Annotated in this window: 6 protein-coding genes; 1 reads left to right on the plus strand and 5 read right to left on the minus strand. The window is 73.5% G+C overall.

Features of this window, described 5'->3' with window-relative positions; translation table 11 throughout:
• Positions 1-124: 124 nt before the first annotated feature.
• Positions 125-3,649, plus strand: a complete 3,525-nt coding sequence (locus ACH4S8_RS08950; protein ID WP_398392026.1) for a BTAD domain-containing putative transcriptional regulator — start codon at positions 125-127, stop codon at positions 3,647-3,649.
• A gap of 155 nt (positions 3,650-3,804) precedes the next feature.
• On the opposite strand, the gene ACH4S8_RS08955 is transcribed toward ACH4S8_RS08950, so the two are convergent.
• The 5 genes from ACH4S8_RS08955 to ACH4S8_RS08975 all read right to left on the minus strand — a co-directional run bounded on the left by ACH4S8_RS08955 (position 3,805) and on the right by ACH4S8_RS08975 (position 18,531).
• Positions 3,805-3,999, minus strand: a complete 195-nt coding sequence (locus tag ACH4S8_RS08955; protein WP_398392027.1) for a ferredoxin — start codon at positions 3,997-3,999, stop codon at positions 3,805-3,807.
• A gap of 44 nt (positions 4,000-4,043) precedes the next feature.
• On the minus strand, positions 4,044-5,258 hold the full coding sequence (locus ACH4S8_RS08960) for a cytochrome P450 (RefSeq protein WP_398392028.1): 1,215 nt from the start codon (positions 5,256-5,258) through the stop codon (positions 4,044-4,046).
• A 606-nt stretch (positions 5,259-5,864) separates the two neighbouring features.
• Positions 5,865-7,064 (minus strand): cytochrome P450, encoded by a 1,200-nt coding sequence (locus tag ACH4S8_RS08965; protein ID WP_398392029.1) that lies wholly within the window; start codon positions 7,062-7,064, stop codon positions 5,865-5,867.
• 55 nt (positions 7,065-7,119) lie between these two features.
• The gene (ccrA, locus tag ACH4S8_RS08970) at positions 7,120-8,376 is read right to left on the minus strand and encodes a crotonyl-CoA carboxylase/reductase (protein WP_398392030.1); all 1,257 of its coding nucleotides are present in this window, start codon (positions 8,374-8,376) and stop codon (positions 7,120-7,122) included.
• A 78-nt stretch (positions 8,377-8,454) separates the two neighbouring features.
• Complete coding sequence (locus ACH4S8_RS08975) at positions 8,455-18,531, minus strand: type I polyketide synthase (RefSeq protein WP_398392031.1); 10,077 nt, start codon at positions 18,529-18,531, stop codon at positions 8,455-8,457.
• Between the last annotated feature and the right edge of the window lie 12 nt (positions 18,532-18,543).

Consider the following 18,543-nt stretch of genomic DNA (forward strand, 5'->3'; position numbering starts at 1 on the left):
TCGAACCGTCCGTCAGTCATATCCGCAAGCACGATGAGGACCGTTCATGCCTTTCCCTCCGCCCGCGAACGTGTCACCCGGGACGACCGGCCGGGCTGAGCTCCTCCTGAGCGTTCTGGGGCCCATGTCGGCGCGACACGACGGGCATGACCTGCCGCTCGGCCCGCCACGTCGGCGAACCCTGCTCGCCCTGCTGCTCATCCGCCTCGGCCGCGTGGTGCCCACCGAACTGCTCGTCGAGGAACTGTGGGGTGACCAGGCGCCCCGACACGCCGTCGCCACCCTCCAGAGCCACGTCTCGCATCTGCGGCGGTCCCTGCGCACAAAGACGGGAACCGGCCAAACTTCGGTGCTGCGTCATCGGACACCGGGCTACGTCCTCGATCTCGATCCCGAACAAGTCGATGCCTGCCGCTTCGAGCGTCTGGTCACGGACGGCCGACGGCTGCTGGAGCAACGCGATCCGCGCGCCGCGCACGCACGGCTCACCGAAGCCCTGGGGCTGTGGCACGGCTCGCCGTACGCGGAGTTCGACGGCCATCCGCCGCTCAGCGACGAGTGCACCCGACTCGAACAGATCCGGCTCACCGCCGTCGAGTCCCGCGCCGAGGCACGGCTGGCTCTCGGCGCGGCCGAGGAGGTGGCCGCCGATCTGGACGGGGAGGCGCGCCGTCATCCCACGCGGGAGCGGCTGGTCGGCCACCTCATGACGGCACTGTCCCGGCTCGGGCGGCAGGCCGAGGCGCTCGAGGTGTACGAGCGGACGCGCAGTCATCTGGTCGAGGAGTTCGGCGTGGACACCGCGGCCGAGCTACGCCGGGTCAGAAGCGCGATCCTGCGCCAGGAGCCGGGAGCGGGCGCTCCCTCGGAGAAGCTGTCTCCCCCACCGCCCGAGTCCACCGGAGCGCCGTACGTCCCGCCGGTGACGAACGAGACCGGTGACGTCGGAGTACGGGACCCCGAGGGCTTGCAGGACGTCGGGGACTCCTGGAACGGCGGGACGGCCGTCACGGTCCAAGGGCACGGCCCGGCGGTGGCACCCGGCGGCGCCGACGGGACGGACGGGTCCGGCACGGCCGTCGAACGCGAGGGGATCGCGGGGACCGACGCGTCCCCGAGGGCGCGGACCGATGTGCCGCCGGGCTCGCGGGCGGATGCCGCCGGCACGCGGTCCGGGTCGTCCCGGCCGCGGCCCGTACCCGGACCGGAACACGAGCCGGCGGCTGCCCGGGAAGCCGGGGAATCCCCGGAGTTCGAGTCGGGGTGGGCGCCTGCCCCCTCGCCGTTCACCGGCCGCAGCCAGGAGCTCGACCGCCTGACGACCGCCGCCGCGAGCGCGGTCGTGGGCCACGGCCACGTGGCCGGTGTCCTCGGCCCCCCAGGAGTCGGGAAGACCCGCTTACTGCTCGAACTCGCGGCACGTCTGGAGAGCATGGACGCGCACGAGAAGGGCTCCAGGCTGGAGGTGCTCTGGAGCCACTGCTTCCCCGGCGAGGGCGTGCCCGCCTACTGGCTGTGGACGCAGATCCTGCGACGGCTGGCCGCGACCCGGCCGGACGCCTTTCGCGAGGCGACGGAACCGTTCGGCGCCCTGCTCGCCCCACTGATGCCCGAGCGGTCGGCGGCCCGGACCGGAGGCCCGGGGTTGGCCTCCGACTGGTGCCAGGCCCGCTTCCTCGCCCACGATGCGGTCTGCGAGGTGCTGCTCGCCCTCGCCGGGCAACGCCCGCTCGTACTGCTCCTCGAAGATCTGCAATGGGCGGACACCGCCTCCCTCGACCTGCTCAGGCTGCTGAGCACCCGCTGCCAGGGTCATCCGATCAGCATCGTGCTCACGGCACGGGCGTTCGAGGCCGAGTCGGACGCGACGCTGCGCCGGATGGTCTCCGAGGTGCTGCGCGGCCCGAGGACCGAGACGCTGCGGCTCGGCGGGCTTTCCCTGCAGGCCGTCGGCGCCCTCGTCGAGGCACACGCGGGACCTGGTGTGGACCCGAAGGTCGTCGAGGTGCTGCACCGGCGCAGCGAAGGCAACCCGTACTCGGTGATCCAGCTTCTCTCCCTCGTGGACGATGCGCGTGGTCTCCGTCGCCCGGATGCGGTCGACACGCTCCTGGCTCACATACCCACCGGGGTGCGCGAGGCCCTGCACCAGCGGTTCGCCGCGCTGCCCGAGCCGGTCCTGCGGGTGCTTCAGCTGTGTGCCGTCATCGGCGCCGAGGTGGACACCGACCTGTTGCACCGGACCGCCACGCACGACGAACCGGTCGTCGCGGGTCTCGAGTCGGCCATCCGGGCCGGCCTGCTCGGGGAGGACCCGCACCATCTGGGGCGGCTGCACTTCGCTCACGCACTGGTCCAGGAGACGCTCGTCGACGAGCTCCCCCGTGAGGACCGCCACCGTCTGCACGCCAGGGTCGCCGACGCGCTGTGCGCGCGCAGGCGCGGGCAGGTGGGGGACGAGGAGATCGAGCGGGTGGCGCATCACAGCTGGCACGCCAAGAGCGCGCTGCCCGCCGCCGAGGTGCTGCCCCGGCTGCTGCTCGCCGCGGAACACGCCGAGCAGTCCATGGCGTACGAGCAGGTGGAGATCTGGCTGCGCCGCGCCGTGCACCTGGTCGGCTTCCTGCCGCCGGACGATCCCACCACGAGGAGGCTGGAACAGGACCTGCACATCCAGCTCGGCCAGGTACTCGCCACCACTCGCGGCTACGGCCACCCCGAGGCCGAGACGGCACTGACGCGCGGCCGCGCCCTCAGCACGGCCGCTCACGCCCCCGAGGACCCGTCGGTGCTCTGGGCGCTGTGCACGGCGTACATGGTCACCGGCCGCTACGACGCCTCGCGGCAGTTCTCCGGCCTGCTGCGGGACATCTCGCGGCAGACCTGGGAGCCCCTGGCGGCGCTCGGTGCGGCGTACGGCGAAGGCATCGTGCTGCACGTGCGCGGAATGCTCCCGCAGGCACTCGCCGAACTGGAGCGTGGCGTCGGCATAGCGGATCGTTTCGCCAACGAGGATCACGTGCTGGCGCGAACCTTCCAGCACGACCCGCGCGTCTCCTGCCGCTCCTACGACACCTTCACCCACTGGCTCCTCGGACACCGGCAGACCGCCGGCACGCGCCGACGTGAACTGTTGGACCTCACCAAGTACGAGAGCAGGCCGTCCGACCGCTCCTTCGCGCTGTACGTGGACGGGGTGGTGGCGGCCTGGGAGGGGGACACCCGCACCGCACTCGCCTCGAGCGACGAGGGCGTCCGCGTCGCGGGCGAACACGGGCTGCTCTACTGGAAGGCGATGCTGGGCGTCGTCAAGGGGTGGGGCCTGGCGCACACAGGACATCACGACGACGGCCTCGCCCTCATGCACACCTCACTGGCCGAACTGGGCCAGTCCAGGACGTACTTGCGCCACCCGCTCCATCTGGGCCTGCTGGGCCAGGCGCAACATCACGGCGGGCGGACCGAGGAGGCGAGGACCACCTTCCGGAAGCTGCTGGCCGCCGTCGAACAGCGCCGCGAGCGCGTGTACCTCCACCCGGCACTGCCCGCGACCCCGCTGCTCCACGAACTGCTGGGCCACGGTGCCGACGGCGCGCTCACGGGACGGGGCCCAGGACGGGTCGGGCCGGGCTCCGGCCGACGAGCGTGATGGATCCGTGCTCCGCCCCGTCGGTCGGCTCATCCGGTTCCCTGTCCCCGTGACGCACCGCTGCGGGATCCGGCGAGCGGTGGCCCCGGCCGCCCGGCTCCCGGAGAGCCACCACTCGCACGGTCGCGGACCCCGAGCCTCACGGCCGATGCCGCTCAGTCCTCGTGGATCGTGACCGCCTGTACCGGACAGGCCAGGGGGACGTCGCGCACACGCGGGTCCCCCGCCCCGTCCTCCTGTCCCGGGACCAGGGCGACCAGCGCGTCGTCGTCCTGGGTGAAGACGCCGGGTGCGGTCATGACGCACTGACCGGAGCCGATGCACCGGTCGCGGTCGACGGTGATGCGCATGGTGCGGCCCGCCTCTCTTTCTTCCGTTCCTTCCGCCCTGGCCCTCACCAGGTGACGGGGAGCTCGATCGGGCCCTGGGCGTCGTGGCCGGCCTTGATGGGCACCTGGTCCAGGGGGACGGCCAGCCGCAGGCCCGGGATGCGGGCGAAGAGCGTGCCGAGGGCGATCTCGAGTTCGGCGCGGGCGAGGTTCTGCCCCAGGCACTGATGGATGCCGTGGCCGAAGCCGACGTGGTGACGTGCGGCGCGCCGGGCGTCGAAGACGTCGGGGTTCCCGTACGCCTTCGCGTCGCGGTTCATCAGCGTGATGGAGACCAGCACCGCGTCCCCGGCCCTGACGGTCTCGCCGCCGACATCGATGTCTTCCTTCGCCATCCGGACCAGGTAGTCGGAGACGGAGGTGAACCGCAGCAGTTCCTCGACCACTCCCGGGAGCGCACCGGGGTCGCGCAGCAGCATGTCGGTCTGCTCGGGGTGCCGGATCAGGGTGAGGGCACCGAGGGCGATCGCGTTGACGGTGGTCTCGTGGCCGGCCACCAGCAGGACCAGCGCGATCATGACCACCTCGTCGTGGTCCAGCTCGCCCTCCTCCAACTGGCGTGCGATCAGCTCGTCCAGCAGGCCGTCCTCGGGCTCGGCCTGCTTCTTCCCGACCAGGCCGTGCAGATACGTGTAGAGCTCGCCGAAGGCCGCGTCGGCCTCCGCCGGCGTCGCGGCGCCCACGAAATTGCGGGAGCACTCCTCGAAGAAGCCGTGGTCGCCGTACGGGACGCCGAGGAGCTCGCAGATCGCCATGGAGGGCACGGGCAGCGCGAAGGCCGACACCAGGTCCGCGACCGGCCCCTTCGCCAGCATGTCGTCCAGGAGCCGGTCGACGAGGCTCTGGAGCCTGGGACGGATGGCGTTCATGCGCTTGACGCCGAAGCTGGGGATCAGCATGCGCCGCTGCCGGGCGTGCAGGGGGTCGTCGACGCCGATCAGCGGGAACGCGAGCCCTCCGCGGTCCTCGGTGCGCCGGACGACGACGGGGAACTCCGGGTGCCCCCAGTCGGAGGACAGCCGGGGATCGACGAGCAGGGCCCGTCCCTCGGCATGCCCGGTGACCAGCCACGCCGGCCGGCCGTCGAACAATGTGACTCGTGTCAGCGGGCTCTCGCCACGCCATTGCGCGTAGGCCGTCGGCGGCTGGTACGGGCAGGTCCGGTCCTGCGGGAAGGTCGGGGCCTGCGGCCCGGTACGGCGGATCTCGGTCTCGGTCATGTCGTGCCTTTCGAACGATCGGCGGTGCGGTGGTTCATCGGTGCGTGAAGGGTTGTCGGACACGGGTTTCGGTCCGTCGGCGAGGCCGTGCGCGGTCCGGTCGGCACCCGGCCGACAGGCTCCGGCCCCTGCGTCGACGAGGTGGGTCGCGGGTCGCCGACACGGGCGTGGTCGTGGTCGGCCGGCCGGTCGTCGGAGTGCCCGGTGGCCGACCGGACGCCGGACGCGTGCCGGGACACGGAGGGGCGGGCCGTCGCCGCGCCCGGTGACGGCGGCCTCGGTGAACGGGACCGCGCGCCCGACCGCTCGGGAACACGGCCGCCGCCTCGTCGGGCCGTGCCGTGCAGCAGGCGGCTTCGGGGCCGTCGGCGCGAGGGCCGTGGCAGGACGAGCACGAGGGCCGTGCCAGGGACAGGAAGGTCACGGCGGCGCAAAGACCGGCATGCGAGATCCCGCCGTCCGGCGGCAGTGTGCCCCGAAGCGGGTCGGCCGCCGGTGTCCGGCGGCCTCGGCCGTCCGCGGCGCGAGGCGGCGACGCAGGGCGTGATCGGCGCACGCGGACCGCGTGCGCCGATCTCCCGCGGGAGCGGACCGTGGGCGCGCAGGTCACCAGGTGACGGGCAGCTCGTGCACGCCGTAGAAGACCATGTCGCTGCGGAAACGGAGCTCCTCGACGGGCTTGGCCAGGCGCAGGGTCGGGAAACGGCGGAACAGGGTCTCGAAGACGATCTGCAGCTCGATCCGGGCGAGTTGCTGGCCTATGCACTGGTGCGCGCCGAAGCCGAAGGCCAGATGCGGGGCGGGGCGGCGGGTGATGTCGAAACGCTCCGGCTCCTCCACGAAGGCGGGGTCGAAGTCGGCGGCGAGGACGTGCGCGACGACCTGCTCGCCCTCGGCGATGCGCACACCGCCGAGGTCCACGTCCCGGGTGGCGACGCGCTCGCCGCCGAACTGGCCGATGGTGAGGTAGCGCAGCAGTTCCTCGACCGCGTTGCCGATCAGCGACGGGTCCTCGCGCAGCAGGGCCAGCTGGTCGGGGCGGTCCAGGAGCAGCGCCGTGCCGAGGCCGATCATGCAGGCGGTGGTGTCGTGGGCCGCTATCAGCAGGGTGCCGGCCGCGTTCATGAGGAACATGTCGTCGACGACGCCGTCGGGGTCCTCGGTGGTGATCAGCGCCGAGATCAGGTCGTCCCCGGGGTTGGCCCGGCGCTCCTGGACGAGCTGGTAGAGCAGCCCGCCCAGGCGCATGCCGGCGGCCTCGGTGGCGGCGGCGTCCTGGTCGACCCGCATCATCGCCTCGGCGATGTCCTGGAACTCCGCCCGGCGCTCGGCCGGGACACCGAACAGGTCGGAGATCACCATGGACGGCACCGGATCGGCGAAGGTCTTCACCAGGTCGACCGGGCCGCCCCCCGCTTCGATGGCGTCGAGGTGCTCGTCGACGATGCGCTGGATGTTCGGCCGGAGCGCCTGCATGCGCCGGACGGTGAACTCCCTGACGAGCAGCTTGCGGTCCGAGGTGTGCTCCGGTTCGTCCTGCCACAGCAGGCTGCCCCGGCCGGGCTTCTGGGTGACGACGCCGTCCCGGGTGTGCAGTGCGTGGGGCACCCGGACGCTGAACGAGGGGTCGCGTAACAGGGCGCGCACCTCCTCGTAACCGGTCACCAGCCATGCCTCGTGGCCGCTGGTGAAGGTGGCCCGGGTCACCGGGGCGGCCGCCCGGACGCCGTCGATGCCGTCCGGCGGCAGGAACGGGCAGCTGCGGGTCTTGGGGACGGGGGGCGCGGCGGCGGTGGGCTCGGGCATGACTCTCCTTGCGCTGGTGGAAGCTGGTGGAAGGGGGGTTCGTACGGCGGGACGGTCAGGCGGCGGCTGGTTCGAGCGTGGTACCGCCGCGCCGGGGCGCGTTCACGAGGACGGCCATGTTCCCGGAGGGGTGCACGTTGTCGTGCATCATCTGGTGCATGCGCCCGATGTCCTGGAAGCCGTCGCAGACGGACAGACAGGGGTCGAGCATGCCGGCGCCGACGAGGTTGATGACCTCGCGGCACTGGCGGGTGTCGGCGTAGTGCGAGCCCTGGAGGCGCTTAGAGCGCATCCACAGGTGGCGCAGGTCGACGTCTCCGTTGTAGCCGGAGGTGCCTCCGCAGATCACCACCATGCCGGCGTTGTCGCACAGGTACATCGAGGTCGGCAGGGTGTCCTGGCCGCTGTGCTCCAGCACGATCCTCGGGGACCTGCGCTCGCCGAGGATCTCCCAGACCTTCTTGCCGACCCCGCGGGCGCCGCGCAGGAACCGCGCCGACGCCTCGGCGTCCCCGACGTCGGGCAGCCGGCCCCAGTGGTCGAAGTCGCGGCGGTTGATGGTGCCCGCCGCGCCGAGGCGGCGGCAGTACGCGGAGCGGTCCTCGCTGGAGACCACGGCGATCGGAACGCCGCCGGCCAGCCTGACGAGCTGGATGGCCATGGAGCCGAGGCCGCCCGCGCCGCCCCAGATCAGGACGGGGTCGCCGGGGCGGACCGTGTTGCCCTGCCAGCCGAACAACTGCCGGTAGGCGGTGGGCCCGGTGAGCAGGAAGGCCGCCGACTCCTCCCACGACAGATGGGCGGGCTTGGGGTGGCACTGGTACTCGTCGACGCGGCAGAACTGCGCGAAGGAGCCGTAGTTGGTCTCGTACCCCCAGGCCTTGATGCTCTCCGAGACCAGCGGGTCCGTGCCCAGCCGGATGTCCGCGGCGGCCTCGTCCCACTGGCCGCTGGTGAGCAGCACGTGGTCACCCACCTTGACGTTGCGGACGCCTTCGCCGACGGCCCACACCACGCCGGAAGCCTCCGAGCCTCCGATGTGGAAGTCCTCGGGCTGGCCCTGGCGCTGCCGCATGCCGATGACGTCGACCGGCTCGCCCAGCGAGGACCACACGTTGTTGTAGTTGATGCCGGCGGCCATCACGTAGACCAGCACCTGGCCCCGGCCCACCGCCGGGGTGTCGACGACCTCGGTGCGGAACGCCTGCTTCGGCTCTCCGAAGCGGTTCTGGCGGATCACCGAGGCGTACATCTGCCGCGGGACCTCACCGAGCGGCGGGGTCTCGCCCATCTCGTAGAGAGTCTTCGTCATGTTCTCACTCCCACATCTGCTCTGTCCGGGTCCGGGCGCTCGCGGTGGTCGCGGGCCGGTCGTGCGGTCGTTGCGTCCTCAAGGTGCGGAGGGGCCGGACGCATCGGTGACGACGTCCGCCAGCCAGGACTCCACCGCCGCCGCGGTGGTGCCGGCGTGGTCCTCCAGCATCGAGTAGTGGTTCCCGGTCACTTCGACGGTCGTGTCCACGTGCTCGGGCGGTGCCGCGCGCCCGGCGCCGGCCTGCGTGGACTCGCTCGCCCGTACGAGCAGGGTCGGCGCGGCGATCCGCGGCGCGGCCCAGTCGTCGAACAGGCGCATGTAGCGGCCCATCGCGGTGAGCTGTTCGCCGCCGGACCTCATGAAGTCCAGGCGCTGCGACTGCGCCTGGGCCATCGCGCCCAGCACCTGGTGGTCGAACGGGACCTCGCGGCTGAAGCTGTCGACCATGACCACGGCCGCCGGCTGTTCGCCCATGGCCTCCAGGTGTGCCGCCACGCCGTGGGCGATCCAGCCGCCCGAGGAGTAGCCGAGCAGGACGACCGGCTTTCCGCCGGCGCACTCCCGTACGGTCTGCGCGTGCAGGCGGAGCACGACGTCCGGATCGGAGGGGACCGGTTCGCCCTTCTCGTAGCCGGGGTTGACCAGCGCCCACACGTCCAGCCGGTCGCGGAAGGGGGCGGCGAACCGCGCGTACTGGTGCGCCCCGGCCGGTACGACGTACGGGGAGAGGCACATCAGCGCGTAGGGACGGTCGCCTTGCGAGAGGCGCACCGGGGCGGGCCGCCGGTCCAGTTCCTCGGGCCGTGCGAACGAGGGCCGGAAGCGGGCCGCCTCCATCAGCATCCCCATGGCCTCGGCGGCCGTCCCGTTCTCGCTCGCGTGCCGGTAGAGCTGGACCAGCATGTCGACGGGCCGCTCCTCCTCCGCCGCGCCGCGGCCGGCGTCCCGGAGCCGTGCCGCCAGGTGCCGGGCGAGCCCGGCGGGTGTGGGATGGTCGAAGGCCAGTGCGGCGGGCAGGCGCAGACCGGTCGCCGCGGACAGCCGTCGGCGCAGGTCGATCGCGGTGAGCGAGTCGAAGCCGAGCTCCAGGAAGTGCGCGGTGGGCGGCACCTCCTCGGCCGACGCGTGACCGAGCACCACGGCGCTCTGGGCGCGGATGTGCTCCAGCAGCCGTTCCTCCTGCTCGGCCGGGGCGAGTCCGGAGACCTCGGCCGCCAGCTCCGCTCCGGCGCCGGTCTCCTCGTCGGCGGACCGCTCGGTCTCCAGGAGCCGCTGTACGTCGGGCAGGTCGGCCAGCAGCGGGCTGGGCCGTCCCACGGTGAAGGCGGGCAGGAACTTCTCCCAGTCGATCGGGGCGACGACGAGGGTCGCCTCGTCGTGATCGACGGCCTGGCGCAGGGCGGAGATCGCGAGCTCGGGGGTCATGGTGCCCAGGCCCCGCCGCTCGCCCCGCTCCTGGACCGCGTCGTCGACCATGCCGCCGCCCGCCCAGCCGCCCCAGGCGACCGAGGTCGCGGTCAGGCCGCGGGCCCGCCTGCGCAGTGCCAGGGCGTCGAGGAAGGCGTTGGCGCAGGCGTAGGAGGCCTGCCCACCGCTGCCCCAGACGCCGGCGCCGGAGGCGAAGAGGACGAACGCGTCCAGCTCGCGGCCGTCGAGCAGCTCGTCGAGGTGGACGGCGCCGGCGACCTTGGCGGCCGCGGTCTCGGCGAACTCGTCGAGACCGGCGGCGTCCAGCATGGACGACCGTGCCGTGCCGGCGGCGTGCAGCACCGCGGTGAGCGGGTGCCGGGACTCGATACCGGCGAGCAGCCGCGCGACGGCGTCGCGGTCGGCGATGTCGCAGGCGGCGATGGTCACGTCGGCGCCGAGGGCGGTCAGCTCCGCGTGCAGCTCCCGCGCACCGGGGGCGTCGGGCCCGCTCCTGCTGGTGAGCACCAGGTGCTGCGCGCCCGCGCCGGCCAGGTGGCGGGCCAGGTGCCGGCCCACGCCGCCGGTTCCACCGGTGACCAGGACGGTGCCGCGAGGCTGCCACGGTGTCGCGGGCTCCGCGTCGGCGGGCCGCGCCCGGACCATGCGCCGGCCGTACACGCCGTCGCCCCGTACGGCGAGCTGGTCCTCGTCCTGCCGGGCCAGCACTCCGACCAGGCGGCGCAGCGCGTGCTCGTCCAGCTTCTCGGGCAGGTCGACGAGACCGCCCCAGCGCCGGGGCAGTTCGAGTGCGGCGACGACGCCCAGGCCCCAGAGCTGTGCCTGGTCGGCGTCGCGCAGCGGGTCGGTGGCTCCGGTGGACACGGCTCCGCGGGTCGCACACCACAGCGGTGCCCGGACGTCCACGTCGCCCAGTGCCTGCAGCAGGGTGACGGTCGCGGCGAGGCTCGCGGACAACGTCGGGTGGACGGGGTGGCGGCCGGGGGCGAGACCGAGCATCGACAGGACACCGGCGGGCTGTTCGCCGCCGAGTTCCTCGGCGAGCCGCTGCGCGGCCTGGGCGCGGTCGCAGTCGACGGGGAGTTCGACGACCCGCACCTTGGCGCCGTGGGCGCCGAGCACGCCGACGACACAGGGCGCCCACTGCTCGTCCGCCAGCCCGGCGGGCAGGACGGCGAGCCACAGGCCGTCCAGGCCGGGGGCCGGGTGGTCGGTCAGCCGCCGGAAGGCGACGCGGTAGCGCCAGCCGTCCACCGTGGACTTCTCGCGGCTGCGCCGACGCCATGCGGACAGCACCGGCAGCGCCGGGCCGACGAGGGCGGCGTCGTCCGCCCCGAGTTCCCCGGCGAGCCCGGACAGGTCCGTGTTCTCCACCAGCTCCCAGAACCCGGCCTCGACCGGATCGGTGCCCGCGGGCACCGGGTCGGCGCTCTCCAGCCAGTACCGCTGCCGTTGGAACGCGTACGTCGGCAGGTCCACGTGCCGTGGCGGACGCCCGGCGAAGGGGACCGTCAGGTCCACGTGCGCGCCGTTCACGTGCAGTTCGGACACGGAGCGCAGGAAGCGGTCCATGCCGCCCTGGCCCCTGCGCAGCGAGGCACCGGTCACGGCGGCGGCACCGGCCTCCTCCGCGATCTCCTGCACCGCGTCGGCCAGCAGCGGGTGCGCGCTGCACTCGACGAACACCCCGTGCCCGTCGGCGAGCAGCGTCCGTACGGTCCGCTCGAACTCCACCGTGTGCCGCGCGTTGCGGTACCAGTACTCGGCGTCGAGGGCGGTGGTGTCCAGCGCGGTGCCGGTCACCGTGGAGTAGAAGGGGATGTCCGCCGCGCGCGGCGCGACCGGGGCCAGCAGGTCGAGCAGTTCGGGGCGCAGGCTCTCGACCTGGGCGGAGTGCCCGGCGCCGGTGGCGCCGCGGACCTTGCGCACGCGCACGCCCTCGGCTTCGAGTTCCGCCAGGAGTTCGTCGACCGCGTCGGGCTCTCCGGAGACGGTCAGGGCGGCGGGCCCGTTCACGGCGGCGACCGACAGCCGGTCCCCGTACTTCTCCAGCCTCGCGCGCACCCGGTCGGCGGGCATGGCGACCGCGAGCATGGCGCCCTTGCCGATGAGCCTGGTCAGCGAGCGGCTGCGCAGGGCCACGATCCGGGCCGCGTCGTCCAGGGTCAGCGCGCCCGCGACGTACGCGGCGGCGACCTCGCCCTGCGAGTGGCCGACGACGGCGGCGGGCGTCACACCGTGGGAGCGCCACAGGGCGGCCAGCGACACCATCACCGTGAACAGCGCGGGCTGGGCGACCTCCACCTCGGCCACGTCCGGTGCGTCGGGCTCGGCGCGCAGGACGTCGAGCAGCGGCCAGTCGAGGTAGGGGGCGAACGCCTCGGCGCAGGCCTCGGCCTGCTCGGCGAAGACCGGGGAGGTGTCCAGCAGTTCGCGGGCCATCCCGGTCCACTGCGAGCCGTGGCCGGGGAAGACGAAGGCGACCTTTCCGGAGGCCGCGGCGGTGCCCTGGACCACGGTGTCCGCGGGTTCGCCGTCGGCGAGCGCCGCGAGTCCGGCCCGCAGCTCGTGCCGGTCACGGCCGACGACCACGGCCCGCTGCTCCAGTTGCGTCCGTGTGGTGACGAGGGCGCGGCCGACGTCGGGCAGCGAGAGCCCTTCGGAGCGGTCGAGGTGGTGCAGCAGCCGGCGGGCCTGCTCGCGCAGGGACCGGGCGGTCTTCGCGGACAGCGCCCACGGGTGCACGTCCGGGGGCCGGGCGGCGGTCGCGTCCCGCGCCGCGGGGGCCTGCTCGCCCTCGGTGGCGGGATCGGTGCTCGGGGCCGGCTCGCCCTCGGCCGCGGGATCGGTCTTCGGTGCCTGCTCGATGACGGTGTGCACGTTGGTGCCGCTCATCCCGAACGAGGAGACGGCCGCACGCCGTGGCCTGTCCCGGTCGGGCCAGGCGGTCTGCTCGGTGAGCAGGCGCACGTTCCCGTCGGCCCAGTCGACGTCCGGGGTCGGCTCGTCGACGTGCAGCGTCCGCGGCAGGATGCCGCTGCGGATGGCCATCACCATCTTGATGACGCCGCCGACGCCCGCGGCCGCCTGCGCGTGGCCGATGTTGGACTTCAGCGAGCCCAGCCACAGCGGCCGGCCCTCGGAACGCTCCTTGCCGTACGTGGCGAGCAGCGCCTGCGCCTCGATCGGGTCGCCGAGCCGGGTTCCGGTGCCGTGGGCCTCCACGGCGTCCACCTCGTCCGGGGCGAGCCGGGCATTGGCCAGCGCCTGCCGGATGACCTGTTGCTGGGCCCTGCCGCTGGGTGCGGTCAGGCCGTTGGAGGCGCCGTCCTGGTTGACCGCGCTGCCCCGAACGACGGCCAGGACCTCGTGCCCGTTGCGCACGGCGTCGGACAGCCGCTCCACCAGGACCAGGCCCACGCCCTCGGCGAAGCCGGTGCCGTCGGCGGACGAGGAGAACGCCTTGCAGCGGCCGTCGGCGGACAGCGCGCGCTGCCGGCTCGACATCGTGAACGCGGACGGTCCGGCCATCACCATCACGCCGCCGGCCAGTGCCATGGAGCACTCGCCGCCGCGCAGCGCCTGTACGGCGAGGTGGAGAGCGGTCAGTGAGGACGAGCACGCGGTGTCGACGGTGACCGACGGCCCTCGCAGGCCGAAGGTGTAGGAGAGCCGGCCGGAGATCACGCTGGCCGCGTTGCCGCTGGGAAGGTAGCCCTCGACGCCGTCGGGCACCTTGAGCGGGCGGCCGGTGTAGTCCTGGTAGCCGGAGCCGACGAAGACACCCGTGTCGGTGGAGCGCATCGTGTGGGGGGCGATCCCGGCGTGCTCGAAGGCCTCCCAGGTGGTCTCCAGCAGCAGGCGCTGCTGCGGGTCCATGGCGACGGCCTCACGGGGGCTGATTCCGAAGACGGCGGGGTCGAACTCGTCCGCGTCGTGCAGGAATCCGCCCTGGGTCGTGTACGTGGTACCGGGGTGGTCGGGGTCCGGATGGTAGAGCGCCTCGATGTCCCAGCCGCGGTTGCCGGGGAAGCGGGAGATCGCGTCGCGGCCGGAGGCGACCAGCTCCCACAGGTCCTCGGGCGAACGCACGCCGCCGGGGTAGCGGCAGGCCATCCCGACGATGGCGATCGGCTCGGCCGGCACCGCGGCGGCCGCCGCGGCCGTGTCCTCGGCGTCCTGGCCGCCGGTGAGTTCGGCGAGCAGGCGGGCGGCGAGGTCCGCGGCCGTGGGGTGGTCGAAGACCAGCGTCGTGGGAAGGGCGAGGCCGGTGACCTCGTTGATGCGGTTGCGGAGTTCCACCGCGGTCAGGGAGTCGAAGCCGAGGTCCCGGAAGGGCCGGTCGGCCTCGACGGCGGCCACTGTGCGGTGGCCGAGGACGGCGGCGGCATGCGTGCGTACGAGGTCCACGAGGGCGCGTGCGCGGTCTTCGTGCGACAGCCCGGCCAGGCTCTCGGTGAGCGCCCCGGAGCCGTGGCCCGCCTCGGGGGCGTCCTCCGCGAGCGTCGCGCGCACCTCGGGGAGGTCGCCGAGCAGCGGGCTGGGCCGGCCGAGGGTGAACGGCACGATGAAGCGCGCCCAGTCCACGTCGGCCACGGTCAGGAGGGTCTCGTCGCGGTCGAGCGCGTGCTGCAGGGCGGTGATCGCCGATGCGGGGGTCATCGCGCGCAGGCCGCGGCGGCGCAGCCGCTCCTCGTCGTCGCCGTCCTCGACCATGCCGCCGTCGGCCCAGGGGCCCCAGGAGACGGCGGTCGCGGTGCGGCCGCGGTCGCGGCGCTGCCGGGCGAGAGCGTCGAGGAAGGCGTTGCCGGCGGCGTAGGCGGCCTGGCCGCCGCTGCCCCAGACGCCGGAGACGGAGGAGAAGAGGACGAAGGCGTCGAGCTCCCGGTCGCCCAGCAGCTCGTCCAGGTGTGCCGCGCCGCCGGTCTTGGCGGCGAGCGCGGCGGCGAAGGCGGCCGGGGTGACGGCGTCCACGGTGTCGCCGTCGGCGACTCCGGCGGCGTGCACGACGGCGGTGAAGGAGTGCTCGGCGAGCAGGGCGGCCACGGCGTCGCGGTCGGCCACGTCGCAGGCGGCGAGTGTGACGCGGGTGCCGAGGGCTTCCAGCTCGTCCCGCAGGGCGGCGGCGCCCGGGGCGTTCGCGCCCCGGCGGCCGGCGAGGACGAGGTGTTCGGCGCCGCCGTGCGCCAGCCAGCGGGCGACGTGGCCGCCCAGCGCGCCCGTACCTCCGGTGACGAGGACGGTGCCGCGGGGCTGCCAGCGGCGGGTGGCGGCCCGTGCCGGTGCGTGGGCGAGCCGCCGGGCGAAGACACCGGAGGAACGGACGGCGAGCTGGTCCTCCTCCCAGCGGCCCGTCAGCGCCTGTCCCAGCACGTCGGCCAGGCGTGCGGCGGCCCGGTCGTCGACGGACTCCGGCAGGTCGATCAGGCCGCCCCAGCGCCGGGGCAGCTCCAGGGCGACGGTGCGGCCCAGGCCCCAGACCTGGGCGTGCCGGGCGTCGCGCAACGCGTCGGAGCCGCTCACGGCCACCGCGCCCGAGGTGAGGCACCACAACGGGGCGTCGACGCCCGCGTCACCCAGGGCCTGGACGAGCAGCAGGGTGGGCAGCACGGGATCGCCGGTGACGAACAGGGACAGCACGCCGTCGACCGGCCCGATCCCGGCCAGCTCCCCGGTCAGAGCGGCGCGGTCGCTCTCCGCGCCGACGACCAGCGTCCTCAGAACGGCGCCACGGGCAGTGAGCGCGGTGCGGACCGCGGCGGTCTGCTCGTTCTCCTCCTCCGGCACGGCGAACAGCCAGGTTCCGCCGGTGCCGGCCGGAGCGGGCTCGCCCAGGCGCTTCCACGACTCGCGGTAGCGACGGTCGTCGACGGCGGACCGCTCCTTGCGCTGCCGCCGCCACGACGACAGCTTCGGCAGTACGTCGCCGAACGCGTCCCCCGCCCCGATGCCCAGGGTCTCGGCGAGCGCCGGCAGGTCCCCGCGCTCCACGTTCTCCCAGAACTCCGCGTCCGCCGGGTCCACCACGGAGGCGGCCTTGTCCGGGGCGTCGACCCAGTACCGCTCGTGCTGGAAGGCGTAGGTCGGCAGATCGGTCCTGCGCGCACCGGCGAAGAACGCGTTCCAGTCCACGGACACGCCGTGCGTGTGCAGTTGGGCCAGGGACGTCACGAGCGCCTGCCGCTCGGAGCGGTCGGCCCGGAGTACGGGAACGGTGACGATGTCGTCCGCACAGCCCTGCGCCATACCGCTCAGGACACCGCCCGGACCGATCTCGACGAAGGTCTTCACGCCCAGGTCCTGCAGGGTGCGGACGCCGTCGGCGAAGCGGACGGCCTCGCGCACGTGCCGGACCCAGTACTCGGGGGTGTACACCTCGACGAGCCGACCCGTGAGGTTGGAGACGACGGGTAACTGCGGCTGTTCGAAGGCCAGGTCACGGACGACCCGCGCGAACTCCTCCAGCATCGGGTCCATCAACGGCGAGTGGAACGCGTGACTGACCTTCAGCCGGGACGTCTTGCGACCCTGCCCGGCGAAGCCCGCGGCGATCGCCAGGGCCGCCGTCTCCTCACCGGAAATCACCACCGACGAGGGGCCGTTGACCGCGGCGATGCTCACTCCGTCGGTGAGGTGGGGCAGGACTTCCTCTTCGGTGGCCTGTACGGCGACCATCGCGCCGCCCGTGGGCAGCGCCTGCATCAGCGCGGCACGCGCGGACACCAGCTTCGCCGCGTCGTCGAGGGACAGCGCACCGGCCACGTGCGCGGCGGCGATCTCGCCCACGGAGTGGCCCACGACGAAGTCGGGCCGGACGCCCAGGGATTCGAGGAGCCGGAACAGGGCCACCTCGACCGCGAAGAGGGCGGGCTGGGCGCACCCGGTCCGGTGCAGCGTCTCGGCATCGACGTCGACCGGGGCGTCCAGGTGCGCGCGCACCTCGTCGTAGGCCGCGGCGAAGGCGGGGAACGCCGCGTACAGTTCGCGCCCCATGCCGATGCGCTGCGAGCCCTGACCGGAGAAGAGGAAGCCGGTCCTGCCGCCGGCCGGGCGCCCCGGCAGCACACGGGACGAAGGGGTCCCGGCGGCCAGGTCCGCCAACCCGAGGAGCAGTTCCTCACGGTCCTCCCCCACGACCGCGGCCCGGTGGCGCATGGCCGCGCGGGTCGTGGCCAGCGACAGCCCGACGTCCCACGGCCGGACCTCGCCCCGTACGAAGGGCAGCAGCCGGGCCGCCTGGTCCCGCAGCGCCGCATCGCTCCTGGCGGAGAGCACCCATGCCAGGGGGCCGTCGGCGGGGGCTCCTGCGGGCTCCTCGTCCCGGGCCGGCGGGGCCTGTTCGATGATGGTGTGGGCGTTGGTGCCGCTGACGCCGAAGGACGAGATCGCGGCGCGGCGCGGGTGATCGGTCTCCGGCCACTCCACGGCCTCGGTCAGCAGGCGGACGTCACCGGCCGACCAGTCCACGTGCGGTGTCGGCTCGTCCGCGTGCAGGGTCCGCGGAAGGACACCGTGGCGCATCGCCATGACCATCTTGATGATGCCGCCGACGCCCGCAGCGGCCTGCGCGTGGCCGATGTTGGACTTCAGCGAACCCAGCCACAGCGGCTGCCCCTCCGGCCGTTCCCGGCCGTACGTGGCGAGCAGCGCCTGCGCCTCGATCGGGTCACCCAGCTGCGTCCCCGTACCGTGCGCCTCCACCGCGTCGATCTGAGCGGGAGACAGACCGGCCGACACCAGGGCCTGGCGGATCACCCGCTGCTGCGCCGGACCGTTCGGCGCCGTCAGGCCGTTGGACGCACCGTCCTGATTCACGGCGCTCCCCCGCACGACGGCCAGAACCTCGTGACCGTTGCGCTCCGCGTCGGACAGCCGCTCCACCAGCAGCATGCCGACGCCCTCGGCCCAGCCGGTTCCGTCGGCACCGGCGCCGAACGCCTTGCACCGGCCGTCGGCGGCCAGCCCGCGCTGCCGGCTGAACTCCACGAACGCGGTGGGCGTGGTCATCACCTGCACACCGCCGGCCAGCGCCATGGAGCACTCGCCGCCGCGCAGCGCCTGGACCGCCCAGTGCAGCGCCACCAGCGACGACGAGCACGCCGTGTCGACAGTGACCGCCGGGCCCTCCAGACCGAAGGTGTAGGCGATGCGGCCGGACATCACGCTGGCCGAGTTGCCGGTCCCCAGATGGCCGTCGGACTCGCCGCCCACCCCGACCAGGAGGTTGACGTAGTCCTGGTAGCCGGAGCCGACGAAGACTCCGGTACGGCTGCCGCGCACCGACTCCGCGTCGATGCCCGCCCGCTCGAACGTCTCCCACGTGGTCTCCAGCAGCAGCCGCTGCTGCGGATCCATCGCCACGGCCTCACGCGGGCTGATCCCGAAGAACCCCGGGTCGAACTCCCCCGCCTCGTACAGGAATCCACCACGGCGCGCGTACGTCTTCCCCGCCGCCTCCGGGTCCGGGTCGTAGATGCCCTCCACGTCCCAGCCCCGGTCCGCCGGGAAGTCACCGACGGCGTCGCCGCCGGAGACCACCAGCCGCCACAGGTCCTCCGGAGAACGCACCCCGCCCGGATACCGGCACGCCATGCCGACGATCGCGATGGGTTCCTGGTCCTTCTCCTCGACCTCGCGAAGACGCTCCCGGACCTGACGAAGGTCTCCGGTGACGCGCTTGAGATAATCGAGAAGCCTGTCTTCGTTGCTGCTCATCCGCCTCATCCGTCCTCGGCT

The organism is Streptomyces sp. NPDC021080, assembly GCF_044333225.1.
In the GTDB taxonomy this organism is placed as follows: Bacteria; Actinomycetota; Actinomycetes; order Streptomycetales; family Streptomycetaceae; genus Streptomyces.

Bases quoted from the DNA above. Each gene is read 5' to 3' on its own strand.
- ccrA (WP_398392030.1), bottom strand. From the start codon at position 8,376: ATGACGAAGACTCTCTACGAGATGGGCGAGACCCCGCCGCTCGGTGAG.
- ACH4S8_RS08955 (WP_398392027.1), bottom strand. From the start codon at position 3,999: ATGCGCATCACCGTCGACCGCGACCGGTGCATCGGCTCCGGTCAGTGC.
- ACH4S8_RS08975 (WP_398392031.1), bottom strand. From the start codon at position 18,531: ATGAGGCGGATGAGCAGCAACGAAGACAGGCTTCTCGATTATCTCAAG.
- ACH4S8_RS08950 (WP_398392026.1), top strand. From the start codon at position 125: ATGTCGGCGCGACACGACGGGCATGACCTGCCGCTCGGCCCGCCACGT.
- ACH4S8_RS08960 (WP_398392028.1), bottom strand. From the start codon at position 5,258: ATGACCGAGACCGAGATCCGCCGTACCGGGCCGCAGGCCCCGACCTTC.
- ACH4S8_RS08965 (WP_398392029.1), bottom strand. From the start codon at position 7,064: ATGCCCGAGCCCACCGCCGCCGCGCCCCCCGTCCCCAAGACCCGCAGC.